Annotated in this window: 14 protein-coding genes; 9 read left to right on the plus strand and 5 right to left on the minus strand. The window is 55.0% G+C overall.

Features of this window, described 5'->3' with window-relative positions; translation table 11 throughout:
* Positions 1-14: 14 nt before the first annotated feature.
* A complete protein-coding gene (locus VFA09_08215) occupies positions 15-704 on the minus strand; it encodes a response regulator transcription factor (protein HZU67248.1) in 690 nt (229 codons plus the stop codon).
* 461 nt (positions 705-1,165) lie between these two features.
* Here VFA09_08215 and VFA09_08220 point away from each other — a divergent pair, with 461 nt between their 5' ends.
* From VFA09_08220 to VFA09_08235, 4 genes are all read left to right on the plus strand, one after another.
* Positions 1,166-1,867, plus strand: a complete 702-nt coding sequence (locus VFA09_08220; protein ID HZU67249.1) for an SDR family oxidoreductase — start codon at positions 1,166-1,168, stop codon at positions 1,865-1,867.
* 87 nt (positions 1,868-1,954) lie between these two features.
* A complete protein-coding gene (locus VFA09_08225; protein ID HZU67250.1) occupies positions 1,955-3,028 on the plus strand; it encodes an S-adenosylmethionine:tRNA ribosyltransferase-isomerase in 1,074 nt (357 codons plus the stop codon).
* A gap of 290 nt (positions 3,029-3,318) precedes the next feature.
* Positions 3,319-4,371 (plus strand): magnesium/cobalt transporter CorA, encoded by a 1,053-nt coding sequence (corA, locus tag VFA09_08230; protein HZU67251.1) that lies wholly within the window; start codon positions 3,319-3,321, stop codon positions 4,369-4,371.
* Positions 4,372-4,526: 155 nt separating this feature from the next.
* Positions 4,527-5,009, plus strand: coding sequence for a hypothetical protein (locus VFA09_08235; GenBank protein ID HZU67252.1), 483 nt, complete (start codon positions 4,527-4,529; stop codon positions 5,007-5,009).
* Positions 5,010-5,019: 10 nt separating this feature from the next.
* Here the strand turns inward: VFA09_08235 and VFA09_08240 are convergent, their stop codons facing one another.
* Entirely contained in the window at positions 5,020-5,859 is an 840-nt protein-coding gene (locus tag VFA09_08240; GenBank protein ID HZU67253.1) for an isocitrate lyase/phosphoenolpyruvate mutase family protein, read from the minus strand.
* 409 nt (positions 5,860-6,268) lie between these two features.
* On the opposite strand from VFA09_08240, the gene VFA09_08245 reads away from it, so the two are divergent.
* From VFA09_08245 to VFA09_08260, 4 genes are all read left to right on the plus strand, one after another.
* Complete coding sequence (locus VFA09_08245) at positions 6,269-7,897, plus strand: 4Fe-4S dicluster domain-containing protein (protein HZU67254.1); 1,629 nt, start codon at positions 6,269-6,271, stop codon at positions 7,895-7,897.
* A gap of 38 nt (positions 7,898-7,935) precedes the next feature.
* Positions 7,936-10,755, plus strand: a complete 2,820-nt coding sequence (locus VFA09_08250) for a molybdopterin-dependent oxidoreductase (protein ID HZU67255.1) — start codon at positions 7,936-7,938, stop codon at positions 10,753-10,755.
* A gap of 162 nt (positions 10,756-10,917) precedes the next feature.
* The gene (locus VFA09_08255) at positions 10,918-12,288 is read left to right on the plus strand and encodes a rhodanese-like domain-containing protein (protein HZU67256.1); all 1,371 of its coding nucleotides are present in this window, start codon (positions 10,918-10,920) and stop codon (positions 12,286-12,288) included.
* 131 nt (positions 12,289-12,419) lie between these two features.
* On the plus strand, positions 12,420-12,809 hold the full coding sequence (locus VFA09_08260; GenBank protein ID HZU67257.1) for a hypothetical protein: 390 nt from the start codon (positions 12,420-12,422) through the stop codon (positions 12,807-12,809).
* A 55-nt stretch (positions 12,810-12,864) separates the two neighbouring features.
* Here VFA09_08260 and VFA09_08265 read toward each other — a convergent pair whose 3' ends face one another.
* Both VFA09_08265 and VFA09_08270 read right to left on the minus strand, forming a co-directional pair.
* Positions 12,865-14,250, minus strand: coding sequence for an ATP-binding protein (locus tag VFA09_08265; protein HZU67258.1), 1,386 nt, complete (start codon positions 14,248-14,250; stop codon positions 12,865-12,867).
* Positions 14,251-14,474: 224 nt separating this feature from the next.
* On the minus strand, positions 14,475-15,809 hold the full coding sequence (locus VFA09_08270) for a TSUP family transporter (GenBank protein HZU67259.1): 1,335 nt from the start codon (positions 15,807-15,809) through the stop codon (positions 14,475-14,477).
* A gap of 388 nt (positions 15,810-16,197) precedes the next feature.
* Between VFA09_08270 and VFA09_08275 the strand changes: the two genes are divergently transcribed.
* The gene (locus VFA09_08275) at positions 16,198-17,229 is read left to right on the plus strand and encodes an alpha/beta hydrolase (GenBank protein HZU67260.1); all 1,032 of its coding nucleotides are present in this window, start codon (positions 16,198-16,200) and stop codon (positions 17,227-17,229) included.
* On the opposite strand, the gene VFA09_08280 is transcribed toward VFA09_08275, so the two are convergent.
* Entirely contained in the window at positions 17,226-18,134 is a 909-nt protein-coding gene (locus tag VFA09_08280; protein ID HZU67261.1) for a ribonuclease Z, read from the minus strand. The genes VFA09_08275 and VFA09_08280 overlap by 4 nt on opposite strands.
* Positions 18,135-18,639: the final 505 nt, after the last annotated feature.

The following is an 18,639-nucleotide window of genomic DNA, read 5'->3' on the forward strand; positions in this document are numbered from 1 at the left end:
CAGGCACCAGGCCATCAGGGCTTCAACATATAACCAACCCCACGCACAGTATGAATGATATCCCGTTTGCCCCCAATGTTGAGCTTGGCGCGTAGATAATTGATATAGACCTTGATGATATCTAAGCCGGCCTCATTATCGTATCCCCAGATGCGTTCAAAGATACTGTCTTTCGTCAGGACATGACCGGCATTCTGCGCCAACAGCTCCAGCAGGTCATATTCGCGCATCGTAAGCTCGATAGGGATGCCTTCCCGTGTCACCTGGCGCGCCGCTGTATCAATAACCAGGTCTCCCACTATAATCTGCGAAGTATGACGGCCCTTCGCCTCCACTCGTCTCAACCCGGCCCGGATACGCGCCAGCAACTCCTCGAAGGCGAATGGTTTCGTAATGTAGTCATCTGCTCCACTGTCCAGCCCAATAATTTTATCCGAAAGCTCGTCCCTTGCCGTCAGCATCAGGATAGGTAAAGACTCATCACCGGTCGCGCGCATGTAGCGACATACCTGGTAACCGTCTATATCTGGTAACTTGATGTCCAGTATCACCAGGTCCGGTGGCGTGGTCTGAAATAGCTGCAATGCCTCATGACCATCGTGCGCGGCAAGCACATCAAAACCCTTGTAGCCCAGCCCGCGTTTCAGCAAATCCAGGATTTGTGGCTCGTCTTCAACGATAAGAATGCGCTTTCTCTCCTCCATTTTTCATCCCTGCCTTCTGAGATAATGCGTGATAAATGGACTCTCTCTCCTGTTCACTCATGAACACGATTGAAAGTCGTGAATATGATACCTTCTATTATTATCTCATTCCGGCTGCGGCGATTGTATGGTTTGTATGGAGAAAAAGGCACCCGGTCAGGCTTCTGCCACCTGCTGCTGCCAGCACTCCTCCCCAGCCGAAGGCCTGAAGTTATGGACGAGGAGAAGCTACAGCAGCGAGCCATCGTACCTTCTCCTCCATAATCTCGTGCCATACTAAAGCAAGTTGGAACGTATTGATCTGACATCTGTAGAACGGCATTGGAGAGGAAACCGTTTCGATAGCCGCTTCTTTCACTGTACCAAAGTGCAGGAGAAAACTGGCCTTTCGTCTGAGGCCGCGCACGGCTTTGAGGGTATACTATAGGATAAGATCAAATTGATTGGAACGGAGACCGAAAATGACAACACAAACAACTCGAACTGCTCTCATTACCGGCGCATCCCGTGGGCTTGGCCTGGCGCTTGCCCGCCAACTCGCTGCCCTGAGGTGGCAGCTCATCATAGATGCACGCGGTGCGGATGCCCTCGAAACTGCCCGCGCGGAACTTGCGCGGCAGACGCGCGTGATTGCTATTCCAGGTGATGTAACGGATGCTGCCCATCGCCGTGCCCTTGTGCAGGCTGCGCAGCAACTGGGTGGATTGGACGCGCTTGTGAATAATGCCAGCATCCTTGGCCTAAGCCCGCAACCCAACCTGCTGGCCTACCCGCTCGACGTGCTTGGTCGCGTCTACCAGACCAATGTCATCGCCCCGCTGGCTCTGATTCAAGAGCTGCAACACGAATTGAAGCCGGGGGCCTGCTTAGTGAACGTCACCAGCGATGCCGGTGTCGAGGCTTACGCGGGCTGGGGTGGCTATGGATCGAGCAAGGCCGCACTCGAACAACTTTCAAATATTCTTGCCGCCGAAAACCCTGAACTGCGTGTCTACTGGGTTGATCCCGGCGATATGCGCACGCAGATGCACCAGGAGGCATTCCCTGGCGAAGATATTAGCGACCGCCCATTGCCAGAGGAGAGCGTGCCGGGCTTGATTGAGCTGATTACAGGCAAGTACCCAAGCGGACGCTATTCGGCCCGATCTCTTCAGTCAACGTAGGAGCGAGGGCCGCTGTGGATGTGGGGAGGGGCCTCTTGTGGTCGCCCACGTGGGGTTCCATCAAGCACGATTACTAGAGAATTCATTATGCCATACGATTTTGAACTTCCAACCGAACTTGAGGCAGGTGAGCCACCGGAGGAGCGCGGCCTGGCGCGTGACGAGGTGCGCCTGATGGTCTCATACCTGGCGAACAACCGCGTGGTGCATACGCAATTTCGCGAACTTCCAGATTTCCTGGAAGCCGGCGACCTGCTGGTAATCAATACCAGTGGCACGATGAACGCGGCTTTGCACGCCACACGCAGGGACGGTACTCCTTTTGAACTGCATCTCTCGACCCACCTTCCGGCGGATATGTGGATCGTCGAAGTGCGCCAGCCCGGCGCAACCGGCACCAGGCCTTTCTACGATGCCAGGGCGGGTGAGACACTGCAACTGCCAGGCAAGGCGGCAGTGACGCTGCACGTACCCTATTCTTCGGATCGAGCAGGCAAACCACTTGCCGGGAATAACGCGCAAACTCGCACACGCCTGTGGATTGCCACCTTGCAACTACCATATCCCTTGCAGGATTACCTTGCGCGCTACGGATTCCCCATCCGCTATAGCTACGTAAAGCAGGAATGGCCCTCGAACTATTACCAGACGGTCTATGCAACCGAAATGGGCAGCGCGGAGATGCCTTCCGCCGGGCGCGCCTTTACCCCCGAATTGATTACGCGGCTGGTTGCGCGCGGTGTTCAGATAGCCCCCCTGATTTTGCACACCGGAGTTGCCAGCCTGGAGGATCACGAACCGCCTTACGAGGAATATTATCGTGTACCCCTGGAGACAGCTCAGCGTGTAAACACAGCCCATTTGACGGGCAAGCGCGTCATCGCCGTCGGGACGACCGTAGTACGCGCCCTGGAGACGGTTACTGATAGCGAGGGAACCATACATCCAGGGGAGGGCTGGACCTCTGTGATAGTGACACCGCGGCGCGGCATCCGGGCCGTAAATGGCATGCTCACAGGCCTGCACGAGCCGCGAGCTTCCCACCTCTCTATGCTAGAGGCTCTTGCGGGGCTGGAACATTTGAAAGTGACCTATGCCGAAGCGCTGCGCGAGCATTACCTCTGGCATGAATTCGGAGATTTGCACCTGATTTTGCCCTGATAGAGGCAATCATGAGGCGAGAGAAATACATCCGGCCAGGCCCCTACAGACCTGGCCGGATGTATTTCTCTCGCCTCATCGTATACTTATACATATGAACTGAGGCGTATAATAACATGACAATGAGGCGTACTAAACCGTACCCTCGTGTCTAAAATTTCAATTCCCATCGGGAAGTCGGAAAAGGCTCAGTTCCTGCCGCTTCTCTGTTGGGAGAGTACACTGGCAAACTCGAAAAAGTCAAATGGAAAGGTACCTGGATACCAGCCCCTGGAAAAGGAGTGCATCGCATGCAGCAACAGGAACAGAAATCAGTGAAACCGGCACAGGAGCAAGGGAAATTGCTGCCCGCTCAACAGCAGGAACTACGCACAATCGCCTGGAGAAACGGCCAGCTTAGCACAGACATCCCACTTGAAACGTTACCTGAAATCCTGCTTGATCCACACACGTTAGTATGGCTCGATATCACCGGCGATTGTAGCGACTGTGAGGCTCAACTCTGTGACATATTCAAGCTCGAACCTATCATTGTCAAAACAATGTGCGAAGAACACGAGCGGGCCAAATTTCTGGAAAGAGACAACTACTTCTACCTGGTTGTGCATGGAATGACTTTTGACTCCGCAACCGGGGAGGCCGTTACCCCTAAACTGGACGTGATCTTCGCAAAAAATTCTATCATCACCTCGCATCGCGTCTCTTTCGAATGGATGGATAAGTTGCAACACGAAGCGCGGGAAAAAGATGCGGGAGAGCATATCATGGGTCGTGGTATGCCATTTCTCTTATATACTATGCTTGATGCGCTGGTGGATAGCTACTTCCCCGTCATCGATGTCATCGATGATATCATTGATGATCTTGAGGACGAGGCGGTAAGTAGTGGTTCCAACGATGTACAGGTGCGTATTTTCCGCATGAAAAGAACCCTGGCACAGCTGAGAAGAGTCATCAGTCCGCAGATAGAGGTTGCTAATGCGTTAATAGCGCGTACCGGGAAACTGATTCCGGCAAAAGCCGAGCCTTATTTTGCCGATGTGCATGACCATCTCGTGCGCGCCTTTGAAATACTGGATTCTTATCGCGACTTGATGAGCGGCATGCTGGATGTTTACCTGACGACCGTATCGAATCGACTGAACGTGGTCATGAAACAACTGGCCATAATAGCGACAATATTTATGCCCATCACCTTTATCACAGGTGTTTTTGGACAGAATTTTGGTCACCTGCCGCAGGTTGAATACGATAATGGCTACCTGTTCTGGTATGTGCTGGCGGGAATGGCAGTTATTACCGCTATCCAGATCATCTACTTCAAACGCCGTGGTTGGCTCTGATATGTTCGTTTGAACCTGTTCTGCAAGGGACAGCGACTTGTCCCTGTCCGCATCCCCCGGCCAGGGCAGCCACATCGGCCGATTCTTACGCAGTTTTTACCAGCAGTTCGTGTCCCTATTAACAGGTGAAAGATCAGAGGGAAAGGGGAAAAGCTGTGAAGAATCGCGTTGTTTTTGGTATCGTCCTGCTTATAATCGTGGCTATCGTAACGGCCTGTGGTGGATCAAAAAGCTCAGAAAGCGGCACGAATACAACGACGAAGACGCCGGTTCCAACGTATACATCCTCGCGACAGGTGAGGGTAATGATCACCGATAAAAGTATCAGCTCTTCTATGAGGACCTTCCAGGCCGGCGTGCCGTATTTTTTCGTCGTAACGAATAACGGGAGTTCCAGCCATAACTTTATCATCAAAGAAAACCCACCCAATTCAGAGCCGGGCAGCCCGCAATCGCAGGAAGGAGTTATCTATTCAGTCGGTAATATACCGCCGGGAGCAACCCACACCTTTACCTACCAGTTTCCAATAGTCGCCCCGAATACACATTTGCAATTCGCCAGCCAGCTGAATGGACCCGGCGGCCATGAAATATATGTTCCGGTACAGGTAAGACAGGGTGGCAATACCATTCCATAAGAGATGGTCGTTAGAACAAAGCGTGCAGTTCGCTTCCTGTAAGCATCTCCCCGGCCATACTCACGTAAGTCCCCTGCTCAAGCAATTCGCGGGCGATGTTTCGCAGGCGACCCAGCACCGCGCGCATCTGCCCGGAGCCGAAACTGACCCGCGCCACTCCCAGTTGAGCCAGTTCTGGTATCGTAGGAGTATTGGGACCCGCAAGGATATTGATCGGCCCACTGATTTCCCTTGTTAAACTGCCAATTGTTTGTGCGTCGCTCACAGTGATTGGGAAAAAGCAATCAGCTCCTGCCTGTAGATAAGCATTTCCGCGCCGTACAGCCTCTTCCAGTCGCGTAGCAGGTGACTCATCCGAAGGCAAAAGATACACATCCGTGCGCGCGTTGATAACTAGCGGTACATCCATGCTTGCGGAGAGTGCTGAAATAGCCTGAAGCAGTTCGACTTGATAGGAGATATCCAGCAGTTTCTTTTCCGAGCCTTTCGTCGAATCCTCGATATTTATCCCTACCGCCCCGGCTTCAATGATCGCCTTGATAGTCTGTAAAACTTCTTCGATACTCTCTCCATAACCAGACTCGATATCGACCGTAACAGGACAGCTAACCACTCGTGTAATGTGTCGCACAACCTCGATCAGCATATCCCGGCGAATGTGCTGCCCATCGCGATATCCCAATGCCGCGGCCACGCCAGAACTGGTAGTGGCAACGGCACGAAATCCTGCCTGCTCAAAGATACGCGCGCTTGCCGCATCCCAGGCATTCCCCAGAACGAGAATGGGCGAACCCGAGTGCATATCGCGGAACTGGACAGCCCTGGCTTTTTGAGTGGGTGATGGCATCATCAAATGCTCCTTCATCATTCTCTTCCTTAAGAAGTAATATGCTGGCTCCAATTGTGATGGACAAATATACGATAACATAACTTTGCAGCCGGGGTTACGGCCAATCCAGCGAACGAACACCGGCTAATGTCATTTATGCCTGCCGGGGGCAACATTCTTGATATCGAACTCGAAACAAGTCTCTTTGATTCGTATCAATAACCAGAAGAAATATAATAAATAACTTGAAAGAATAAATAAAATATGATAATGTTGGCATTAGAGGGCAGGGAAAGGGTCATAGGGAAAATGATCATCAGTAAGGATTCATAGAAGTTTCCAAAGAAATCGACTAGACAAGCGCGTATTTCTCTCTTACACTATCATCAAGAGTAATACCCTTGTTCAATGACGAAAAGGATGAGTACTCATGACGAAATATGCCTTTGTCATCGACCAGCGCAAGTGTATCGGTTGCCATGCCTGCACCGTCGCGTGTAAGGCGGAACACGACGTGCCTATCGGCGTCTACCGCACCTGGGTCAAATACATCGAGAAAGGCGAGTTTCCCAACTCCCGTCGTTACTTCCTTGTCAATCGCTGCAACCACTGTGATGACGCTCCCTGCGTTGCCATCTGCCCCACACAAGCCCTCTATAAGCGTAAGGATGGCATCGTAGACTTTGACTCTTCGCGCTGCATCGGCTGCAAATCGTGCATGCAGGCTTGCCCCTATGACGCGCTCTACATCGATCCCGATACCCATACCGCCGCCAAGTGCAACTATTGCGCTCACCGTACCGAGTTGGGACTGGAACCCGCCTGCGTGGTTGTCTGTCCAGAGCATGCCATCATCGCCGGTGACATGCACAATCCGCGGAGCGAAATTGTCGGTCTGCTCGCTCATGAAGCGGTACGCACGCGCAAACCCGAACAGGGAACCGGCCCTAACGTCTATTATATAGGAGCGGATGAAGCGGCCCTTAACCCGGAATTAGCCACAGAAGCGCTGCCGCATATGACGATGTGGAGTACCCTGCTCAAACCCGGTCATGAAGATGAAAACAATATCGATAAAACTGCCTCGCTCCGCACACTAAAAACCATCAATCCGCTCAAACCTTATGCGCCACCATCCGAGACGAAGGACGGAAAACCCACGGCGCAAATCGTCTATGATACGCCCAAAAATAGCGCGCCCTGGGGCTGGAAAGTCTCAACCTACCTGTGTACGAAATCCATCGGAGCCGGCACGATGATCGTAGCGGCTCTGGCCCTGGCGCTCTTTGGACTAAACGGAGCTTTTAACGGTGTCATGAACGCCTTGCTCGGCATTGGTGCCCCTGTCATTGGCGGTTCTTTCATTGCGCTCACATTGCTATTACTGGTGGCCGACCTCAAGCGACCCGACCGCGCGCTATTTCTCGTGACGAAGGCTAATCCCACTTCCTGGCTCGTCTGGGGCGGCCTTATACTCGCCATCTTCGGCCTGCTCGAAGCAGCATGGTTTCTGGCAGCTATCACCGGCTTCACTAATGCCCTGCTCTGGCTGCTCATTCCGACCGCGCTCTTTGGCATTGGAGCGGCTTGCTACACGGCTTTCCTCTTCGGGCAGGCCGAGGGACGCGACTTCTGGCAAGGCCCGCTTTTGCTGCCCATCCTGTTTGTGCAGGCTTTCCTGGCCGGTTCTGCCGCGTTGAGCCTGCTCGCCTGGGCGCTCCATCCCGGCAGTTCAATCGGCACATTCCTCACCGTCACCCTGCTCGTTGCCATCATCGTCCATGTGCTGCTCATCTTATTAGAAGTCTTCGGCCCGCATGCTAATAGCCACGTTGCCCTGGCGGCTCGTTTCATGAGCCGGGGTGGCCTGCAAGATATTTTCTGGAGTCAGTTCTTCGTCATTGGCTCGATTCTTCCTATAGTCATGCTCATCGTCGCCCTGTTCGTCCCGGTTGCCCAACCCGCGCTCATGGGTGTCGCATCGCTATTTGCCCTGATCGGCCTTTTTGCATATGAACATTGTTTTGTAGTTGCCGGACAAATTGTCCCACTGAGTTAATGTAAGGGTGGTCGCCCTTTACCCATACGGAGAGACATATGGTCGAAATTCCTTTGCAACAACACCTTGCTCCCAGCGGCGAGCAGATGACCGTGCGCGATCTCGCTTCCTGCCCGCCGCCGGAGAAATGGGATGATTGGATCGAATACGATGCGAAAGCCTGGCCGCGCAAGGTCGAGAAACACTACACCATCATCCCGACCATCTGTTTCAACTGTGAGGCGGCCTGTGGCCTGCTCGCCTATATTGATAAAGAGAGCGGGTGTGTCAAAAAATTCGAGGGCAATCCCTACCATCCAGGCAGTCGCGGGCGGAATTGCGCCAAGGGCCCTGCCACCATCAACCAGGTCAACGATCCCGGACGCGTCCTCTATCCCCTCAAGCGCGCGGGCAGGCGCGGCGAAGGCAAATGGGAGCGCACGACCTGGAACGAGGTGCTGGAAACATTCGCGACGAAGATTCGCGCCGCCATCGTCGAGGGCCGCCGTGATGAAGTGATGTATCATGTCGGGCGGCCCGGGCATGATGGCTACATGGAGCGCGTGCTGGGCGCCTGGGGCGTAGATGGTCACAACAGCCATACCAACGTCTGCTCCTCTGCCGCCCGTTTCGGCTACCAGCTCTGGTGTGGGGCCGACCGTCCCTCGCCCGATCACGCCAATGCTCGCTTCATCCTGCTCATCAGCTCGCACCTGGAAACCGGTCATTATTTCAACCCGCAGGCGCAGCGCATCATCGAGGGGAAGATGCAGGGCGCTAAGCTCGCCGTTATGGACCCTCGCCTCTCCAATACTGCCAGCATGGCCGATTACTGGCTCCCAACCTGGCCCGGCTCGGAAGCGGCGGTACTGCTGGCGATGGCGCGCATCCTGCTGGTGGAAAACCTCTTCAATCGCGAATATGTGCGCCGCTGGGTTAACTGGCAGCAATACATGGCCGCCGAACATCCTGGCGAGCCACAAACATTTGAGCGCTTCATCGAACTGCTGATCGATCTTTACGCAGAGTACACGCCCGCCTTCGCCGCTCGTGAAAGCGGACTGCCCGCGGAAACGATCATCACCATTGCCCGCCAGATAGGTGAGGCCGGAACAGCCTTTGCCGCTCATACCTGGCGCGCCGCCTGCGCCGGAAACCTGGGCGGCTGGCAGGTCGCTCGCGCCCTCTGGTTCCTCTCCGTTCTTACCGGCAGCATCGGCACTCCTGGCGGCACCGCGCCCAATAGCTGGAACAAATTTGTGCCCGCGCCATTTCTCAAACCGCGTCCCTCGGAGGCCTGGAATGAGCTGCTCTTCCCGCCCGAATATCCCCTCGCCAACTACGAAATGAGCATCCTGCTGCCCTACTTCTTGCGCGAAGGGCGCGGCAAGGTCGCTGCCTACTTTACGCGTGTCTACAATCCCGTCTGGACAAACCCCGACGGCACCGCCTGGATCGAGATGCTGGCGGACGAACAGCAGGTCGAACTGCATGCCTCCCTCACGCCTGTCTGGAGTGAGACCGCCTGGTACGCCGACTACGTTTTGCCAATGGGCCTCGGCAGCGAGCGCCATGACCTGATGAGCCAGGAGACACATGCCGCTCGCTGGATCGGCTATCGCCAGCCCGTGCTGCGCGTCTACAGGGAACGTAATGGCGAGCCTGTTCGCTACACGTACGAGGCCAATCCAGGCGAGGTATGGGAAGAGGATGAATTCTGGATCGAGCTTTCCTGGCGTATCGACCCCGACGGCAGCCTCGGCATTCGCCGCTACTTCGAATCGCCCTACTGTCCAGGAACGAAGCTTACTATCGAAGAATATTACCGCTGGATTTTTGAGAACAGCGTGCCTGGCTTGCCAGAAGCCGCCGCGCGCGAGCATCTCTCACCGCTGGAATACATGCAAAAGTATGGGGCTTTTGAGATTCCCCAGCACAAGGCTCCCGTTTTCACCTTGAATGAGCGGAAGCTGGCCCCATCCGACCTGCAAGATGCCCAGGTAGATGAGACGAGCGGGAAAATCACGCGCGATGGCACTCCCACCGGTGTGATGATCGATAGCGAGGCTTTCGAAGGCTTTCCAACTCCTTCGCGCAAACTGGAATTTTACTCGGCTACCATGAAGGAATGGGGCTGGCCCGAATACGCCATTCCCGGCTATATTCGTAGCCATGTGCATCGTTCCGCAATCGATCCCGAACGCGGCGAATACCTGCTCATCCCCACATTTCGCCTGCCCACGCTCGTCCATACACGCTCCGGCAATGCCAGGTGGCTGTACGAAATATCGAACAACAATCCCGTCTGGATACATCCGGTCGATGCCGGGCGCATCGGCGTGGAAACCGGAGACCTGGTGCGCGTTACAACTGAGATTGGCTATTTCGTCAATCGCGCCTGGGTCACTGAAAGCATCCATCCAGGCATCGTCGCCTGCTCTCACCATCTTGGACGCTGGCGCTTGCATACAGATCAGGGTACAGACCGTTGGGCCTCGGCCCAGGTCGAATTGAAACGCGAGGCCGATGGCAGGTGGCACATGCGCCAGTTGCAGGGCATTATGCCTTTTGAAAGCGATGATCCCGACTCGGCGCGCATCTTCTGGCGCGAAGGCGGTGTTCACCAGAATCTCACCTTCCCCGTCCATCCCGATCCTATTAGCGGCATGCATTGCTGGCACCAGAAGGTGACGGTTGAAGCTGCTCGCTCTGAAGACGCGTATGGAGATGTATACGTCGACCCACGTAAAGCATATCAAGTATACCAGGAGTGGCTGGCAATGACTCGCCCGCAAACCAATCGACCCGACGGTCTGCGCCGCCCCCTCTGGATGATCCGTCCCTATCGTCCCGCCGCGAGCGCCTTCAAACGCCCATAGGCCGACCATGCAATGTAACAAATGAATTCAGAAATAGCATATCCAGTTGCGAAGCCGCATCACAAACCAATACATCCGAAAAAGAAATACCCCGCGGTGCAGCCGCGTAGGGGCCGATTCATCGTGCCCATCGCCGATTGATCGGCCCAGGAAGGAGACCCCATGTACTTCAAACAACTTGTCAAAGAAGACTTAGGCTGTGCCAGCTATATCGTTGGCTGCACCAGCGCCGGCGTTTGTGCTGTCGTTGATCCTCGTCTCGACATGGTTGACGACATCCTGGCGCTGGCGGAAGCAAAAGGTATGCAGGTAACCGCCATCATCGAGACGCACAATCACGCCGATCACGTTTCCGGCCATGGCGAAATTGCGCGCCGCACCGGTGCCGAGATCTATGTGCATGAACTGGCAGGTGTGGTCTATCCGCATCGAAACCTCAAAGATGGGGACGAACTGCGCTTTGGCGTCGCCAGGTTGCGCGTCATCCACACACCCGGCCATCGCCCGGAGCATATCGCCCTGGCCGTCTCCGACACCAGCCGTAGCGATGACCCCTGGCTCGTATTGACCGGCGATTCTCTCTTCATCGGCGACGTAGCTCGCCCCGATCTCGCCGTGCCGGGAGAACAGGGTGCCGCTGCCCTCTACGACAGCATCTTCGAACGCCTGCTCAAGCTTGAAGACGGCGTGGAAGTCTATCCCGCGCACGTGTCAGGCTCGCTCTGCGGGCGCGGCATGAACGCGAAAACCAGTTCAACCATCGGCTTCGAGCGCAAGCACAATCCCGCCATCGCCCCGCGAACCCGCGCCGAGTTCATCCGCGCCATGAACGAAAATCTGCCACAGCGCCCGCCCAACATGTCCAATATCGTGGTCCGCAACTGCGCCGACTATCTCCATGCCGAGGCCCCGTTAGACCCGCGACCACTCGACCTGCGCACCTTCCAGCATGAGATGGCCCGCGGCGCGCTGGTAATTGATACCCGTTCGCCCCACCAGTTCGCCGAAGGTCACATTCCAGGAGCCATCGGCGTCTTCCTGCACGGCTCCGCCTTTCCCACTCGCGTCGGCTTTGTCGTTCCGCCTGAAAGCCGCCTGCTGCTGGTCGTCAAAGATGAACGCGACCTGGTCGAAGCGACGACAGAACTCGCGGTCGTCGGCTTCGACTCCGTTCTCGGCTACCTCGATGGCGGCATGGAGGCCTGGCGCGAGGCAGAGTTACCCTTGCAGGCATTAGGCCAGATCACGGTTGAAGATCTACACAGCCTGCGACACGACCTGCAAGTATTGGATGTGCGCGACCCCAACGAATGGCAGGAAGGGCACATCAAGGGCGCCGTTCACATTCCTTATTATGATATCGAGCAGCGCCTGCCAGCATTGAATCCTGCCCAGCCGGTGGCCGTCGTCTGTGGCAGCGGCCAGCGCAGCACCATTGCCTGCTCGCTCTTGCAACGCCACGGCTTTACGCAGTTGTTCAATGTCGTCGGTGGCATGGAGGCCTGGGACGAAGCGGGCTTTGAGAAGGTGTAGAGGAGCTTCTTGCATCTATTCACATTTCTAGTACGTGATACAAGCAGTCAACCTATAGTTGCTCCTGTAGGGACAGTGCCTGGTGCCTGTCCTTGTCGGGATCGGAGTTCGCATTGACAAGGAGGAACCATATGACGATGATCGTAGGGTCTAAAGTCCTGGGCGTCCTTACAGAAAGCCAGCAGCTGGATCAGGCTATAGATGAACTGCAGCGTTCTGGCTTTAACAACATCGATTTTGCCCATCCCGGTGAAACGGCGAGCAGCTTTAACGCGCGCAGCGGCTTAACGGGCTTTATACGAGCCGTCTTTTCACCAAATGAAGGGGACATAAGGGGTAATATTGTCTCCGATCTTACCAAAATCGGTGTACCGGATGAGGAAGCCCGTAATTACCAGCGCGAGTTCGAGCTTGGTCGCAGCATCATTATCGTCGATGCTCCCGGTCGCCAGGAGCAGGCACTTGCCATCCTGCGCCAGCACGGAGCATTTGATCCCGCAACCCGTTCTGCAAACGGATGATACCCAGAGAGGGTAGGGGCGGCCTCAAGGGCCGCCCTAAAGAGGTCGCGGCTCCTCAAAACGCTGGCCCACCCTGGAAAACATAGCGCGTTACCGGGCGCCGGAACCTTGGTACCGATTCGCCCGCGCTTTCGGCAGGCTGTTGAGCGGCCAGGGCATTCGCGCTTACCATCTGCTCGCGCAGCACTTCCACTTGCGCGGCCATGATTTGCTCCATCGTCTCCTGGCCGGTCCGGTTGATCCAGCGCATCATAGAGGAGAGAAACAGTTCTTTCAGGTAGGCGAATGAAAAGCCCTCGGTCTGCTCCGCCAGTTGCGCCAGCGCATTACCGGAGATCTGGAGCGCATCCTGTAGAGAGTTGTTCCACATCGTGATATATGCCTGTCGCTCCTCTAACGCGGGGAGATCAAAAGGATACTTGCGGTCGAAGCGGCTGGGACGGTCCAGAATGGCCGGGTCCAGGCGCTCCGGGTGATTGGTAGTGGCCAGGGTGACGATGCCGGTATTTGCCGCGAAGCCGTCCAGCTCATTCAGGAAAAACGAACGATTATCTGAAGTCACCAGCGAGTCCAGGTCTTCCAGTACCAGGATGCAAGGAGCCGATTTACGCGCGCGGTCGAATACTATACGAATATTGTCTTCGTCGGTGCGGTACTCAGCTTTGAAGCTCTTCACATACAGGCAAGGCTGCTGGATGGCATTAATGATGGCTTTGACGGCGTGCGTTTTGCCATTTCCGGGCGAGCCAACGAAAATGATGCCTCTTTTCCATGGTATGCCGTAGCTCTCATACGTCTCGCGGGACGCGAAAAACTGCACAAGGTCGTCGTAAATTTCCTGCTTGAGATTGCCGCGTAAGATCAGGTTGTCGAGCGTGACTCCCTTAATCGATTTGAAAAGCTGCCGGTCTTTTTTCCAGCAGCCGCCATCAAACACCAGCACCTCACCACGCACTTCGATGTTCCAGGCGCACACTGCCACGAGAAAGCTTTCTGCAATCTCTTTGCTATCGGCCAGAATCCAGAAGTGATAGGCCGTCTGTATTCCATCCAGGTACCAGTGCATGACAATCACATCAAGTTTTGCACCTTGCCATTCCACCTCGAACCAGGCGTTCTTAGCAAAATGTTGCGCCTCTCTTTCGACCCATTGCGACGGAGCCCTTGGAGCCCTGCTGCTGAGCCACATCACATTCCGGTTCCAGTCCATGATGCCCGTCTCCGGGCCTCGCCAGAAGGTAATGTTCTGATTATCAACAACGGTCTTCAATTCGAGCTTACATTGCCCGGCATGTGCGTATTCTTCTATATTAAACAGGGTATCCGCGCCCTCAATAAATATTTTGCCGGGAAAGAATTTCTTCAAATGCTGGCCCACATGGTAATCAATGGCGCTGATGGGCAGGCAAAGCGCCTCGCTGATAAGCTGTTCCAGGTCCATAGCATCTCCCTCGATAGATGAATAGAGTATCTCTCGAATAATAAGCCCACAGATTTATACGATCTTCTCATGAAGAGGTTGCAGCGAGTTTCAAGACGGTAGTATAGCGGCAGAGTCGGTTGGCGCGCAAGACCCCGTCGCTGGCAACGATAAGGCACGCCTCACACGAGAGGCGTGCCTTATCGTTGCCAGCCGGAAAATCTCCCCATATGTAGACAGCCTGGCTAAAACGGCCCCACTCCCAGCCCATGTAACATCATCTCGATGGCCGCCGCCACAATCACCGGCAGGAAGATCAGGCGCAGCGTGCGATTACTCAGGTGCAGCAGCAGGCGTGCCCCTGCCAGCGCGCCGATCAAAATGCCCAGGGCTACCGGAGCCGCGATCATCGGCGGTATATCGCCGCGTGAGAAGTAGATGCCCGCGCTGGCCGCGGCTGTTACGCCGATCATGAAATTGCTCGTCGTCGTCGAAACCTTCATTGGCAATCGCATAATCGTATCAAGCGCCAGCACCTTGAACGTGCCGCTGCCGATGCCCAGCAGGCCAGAAATCAGGCCCGCGATGTACATCATCGCCATCCCCAGCGGGGTGCGCGTCACCGAGTAGGAAACCTCACGCCCCAGGTGCGCATCAGGATAGGTGCTATTGAGGCGCAGCCAGGTGGCCCAGCGATCATTCTTCACACCTTTCGGCAATTCTTCGCCCAGCTTGAAAAGGATCGGCGCCGCCGAAACCAGCAGGATGATGCCAAAGATCACCGCCAGAATTCCCGGCGCCAGCAGCCCGGCCACAAACGCGCCACAGATCGCGCCCGCCGTCGTCGCAAGCTCAAGAAACATGCCTACACGCAGGTTGGTCAGGCGATCTCGCACGTAGGCCGCCGCCGCGCCACTCGAGGTGGCAATCACTGAAATGATGCTCGCGCCAATCGCGAAGTAAATCGGAAAACCAAAAGCCAGCGTCAGCAAGGGCACGATCAGTACCCCGCCGCCTAAACCTACCAGCGAACCCAGCAGGCCCGCCGCGATTGCTCCCACGAAAATCAATATGATCGTCAGATATGAAAAGTGCAGTTGCGAAATTGTTGTTCCATGGCCATGTGTCACCATATTTCCAACCACGAAAATGCTCACCAACAAGATTGCCAGCACCCCCAGCGTAATCACCACATAGCGCCGGTCGCGCTCCAACGCAAAAGCCACCACCGACACTGCCACTCGCAGCACCGGCGTCGCGATCAGCAACAAAAGACCCAGCGTAATGACTGCCTGTGGCCGCAGCACCAACAACTCTGCCCATAGCCCACTCAGCGTTTCAGGAAAAGCCAGCAGCCGCTCAGTCGAAAATCCCCCAGGGCGGAATGGAAACAGGATGAGTCCAAACAAAATTACTGCCGCGCTGAGCATCACACCGCCCTGAAGTATCCAGCCGATGATGGCATTGATCTTATCTGATTCGGGTGGGATTTGACGTACCGGAAGCCTGGAGGGAGCTAACAATTGCGAACCCGCCTCTTGCGGGCGGGTCAAAGTTCGTGATTCAAGTTCTGTTTTCATATGCTTTTCATCTCTTTCTTAAGGGAGCAGGCAATGATACCAGGCCAGCCCTGGTTGGAGAGGGATTCTTCGCGCAGCGAAGAATCCCTTATACCCCTTCCCACCCACTAAAAACAAACCAGTTGATATATCAAGAGAATAAATGATATAGGATGAAGTCCTATAAATTATTATATTCCGCCGCTTGTTATAATTCCAATATATAATTCTTATGTTTTTCATAGCTTTATGGAATGATAATTTGGGCCGAGGCGAAGCCGGTGATCAACAACGAGCCGCTTGATACGTATATATAGTAGGGCATAAATTTGCTGCTCTTGACGTTATAAATTAATGAATAGAATTGTCCTCCTATGCCGGTCAAATACTAGAAAGGTCAGCAACTTCTATGCTTCAGTTGCAAAATATACGACTTTTCCGTCCTCCGTTGAAGCGAATAGTGATCGGTGGAGTTGGTGGCAGTATTGGTTTGATAGGAATTTTGTTTGGTGTAGCGGTCTATCTTGTAGAATCTCTCACCCGTCCTAAACGAAGCACTCCATTTGATAGCTATACGTTCAGTCCATATGAACTCGGTTTGCCTGCCGAAGTCGTTACGTTCTCCCCGCTCAGTGGAGATCATAAGGTAAGAGGCTGGTATATTGCCGACGAGGAAGCGGCCACCACAATCCTGGTTTGTCCTGGCTATCGCAGCGGCATGGCCGATGTACTCGGCATCTCCGCGCATCTCTGGAAGGCCGGCCATAACGTCCTGGTATTTGAGTATCACGGGCATGGCTCAGAGGTTGGCGCCCAGGTTACCCTTGGCTACCGCGAGATCAATGACTTTCTTGGTGCGGTCGCCTATGCCAGAGAGCGCGCTCCCCACACGCGCATCGGCGTTATTGCTTATTCCATGGGAGCTGCGGTCGCCATCATGGCCGCTGCTCGAAATGAAAACGTTGAGGCAGTGGTGGCCGATGGTGCTTTCGCCACCCAATGGGGCGTCATCGATTACAATTTCCGCCGTGCCGTGCGCGTCCCCTCGGCCCCATTTACCTGGGTCGCCGATTACCTGCTAGGATGGCGTGCCGGTTATCATTTTCACCAGGTTGAACCCCTGCGTGAAATTGCTCGCATCGCCCCCCGTCCCATCCTGATTATCCACGGCGACAAAGACTCCATCGTCGATCCGCGCGATGCCACTCTGCTCTACAACGCCGCCGGTGAGCCGAAGGAATTATGGATAGGACCGGGTGCCGATCATTGTGGCGTCTACTTTCAAGACCGCATCGCCTACGTCAAGAAGGTCACGGAATTTTTTGATCGCTACCTCAAGCATTCTCGCTCGCGTTTGCAACTACTAGAGCCTTTCGATGAACAAGAAATCACTGTAGATGATGAGCGAAACGAGGGAACTGACCTCTCGGAAGCGAGTTAAGAGGGGAAATCAAGCGTCACGATCATTCCATCTTTCGCGGCACGAGCGTTCGCGAATACACGCTGTGCCGCTTTTTGTGCCGGCAATGTATCAGTAATCTTCGGGCTAAAATGCGTCAGCAGCAGGGCATGAGCTTGCGCTGCCTTTGCGATACCGGCTGACTCCTGGGCCAGCATATGCGCGTGCGCCTTTGCCAGTGGCAAATCCTCGGGATCATCGTACATACTTTCGCAGATCAGCAAATCTACATCATGTGCAAACGCGGCCAGCTGCTGTGTTGGGCGAGTATCCGTAATGTAGGCTAGCGAAATGCCGCGGCGTGGAGGTCCCAGCACCTGTTCAGGTGTCACTGTTTGCCCTTCGTATGCTACCGTCTCGCCATGTTGCAGCCGTGACCACAACTGCACCGGCAGCCCCAACGCTCGCGCCTGCTCCGGCAGGAAGGGCCGGTTGCGTGCCAGTTCCAGCCGGTAAGCCAGGCAGGGCACGTTATGCGCCGCTAACGCACAGGAACCACGCAATCCACCAGGTAGTGAAAATTGCTCTCCGCCCCTCAACTCGTGAATGCGCACCGGAAAAGGCAATTCAGCCGCGATACGCCGCAGTCCATCCACAACATAAGCTGTGCCAGGGGGGCCATAGATATCCAGCGGCTCTGTTCGCTCCGCGTGGGCGACCATAAACAACACCCCTGGCAAGCCTGCTACATGATCGGCATGCATATGCGAAAAGCAGATCGCTCCCAGCTGGCGAAAGCCCCAGCCGAGAGCCTTCCATGGAATCTGTGTTCCCTCTCCGCAATCCAGCAAGGTCAGTGCCGGCCCGCAACGCACCAGCGCGCATGACAGCCAGCGTCCCGGCATCGGCATCATCCCACACGTCCCTAACATACAGATATCAATCATTTTTGATCCTTTAACTTCAATTGACGGGGAACCTGTAGGGGTGTACCACCTGCTAGATCCATCTGCACTCTACAATGGTCGCCCGCCCTCATACGGCAATTATACCAGACGCGGCAGAAATGATACATCACGAGGAGTAGGGCCGATTGATCGCGCCCACCGCCGATTAAGAAATTCCACGATCAAAACCAGCAATCGGAGTGATCTTAGCCGTGTCATTCTGAGCGCAGCGAAGAATCTCTGGACCGACGGACACGGATTCTTCGCTGCGCTCAGAATGACACGGCCTGGGGGCTTCCCGATTTTGCTGGTAAAAATTCGTCATCGGCCATCCATTCCCACTATATTTTATGGAACTGCATTATCACGTCCGGTCCGGGATGGCACTGTCGGCGGATCGCCGCTCACCCCGCAGGATGCAGACCCCTTTATTATTACGCATTGACATGAATTTACAACAGTGTATACTAATGGAGGGACAGCGCCTGGTGCCTGTCCTGATTCA

It is taken from the genome of Ktedonobacteraceae bacterium (genome assembly GCA_035653615.1).
In the GTDB taxonomy this organism is placed as follows: Bacteria; Chloroflexota; Ktedonobacteria; order Ktedonobacterales; family Ktedonobacteraceae; genus DASRBN01.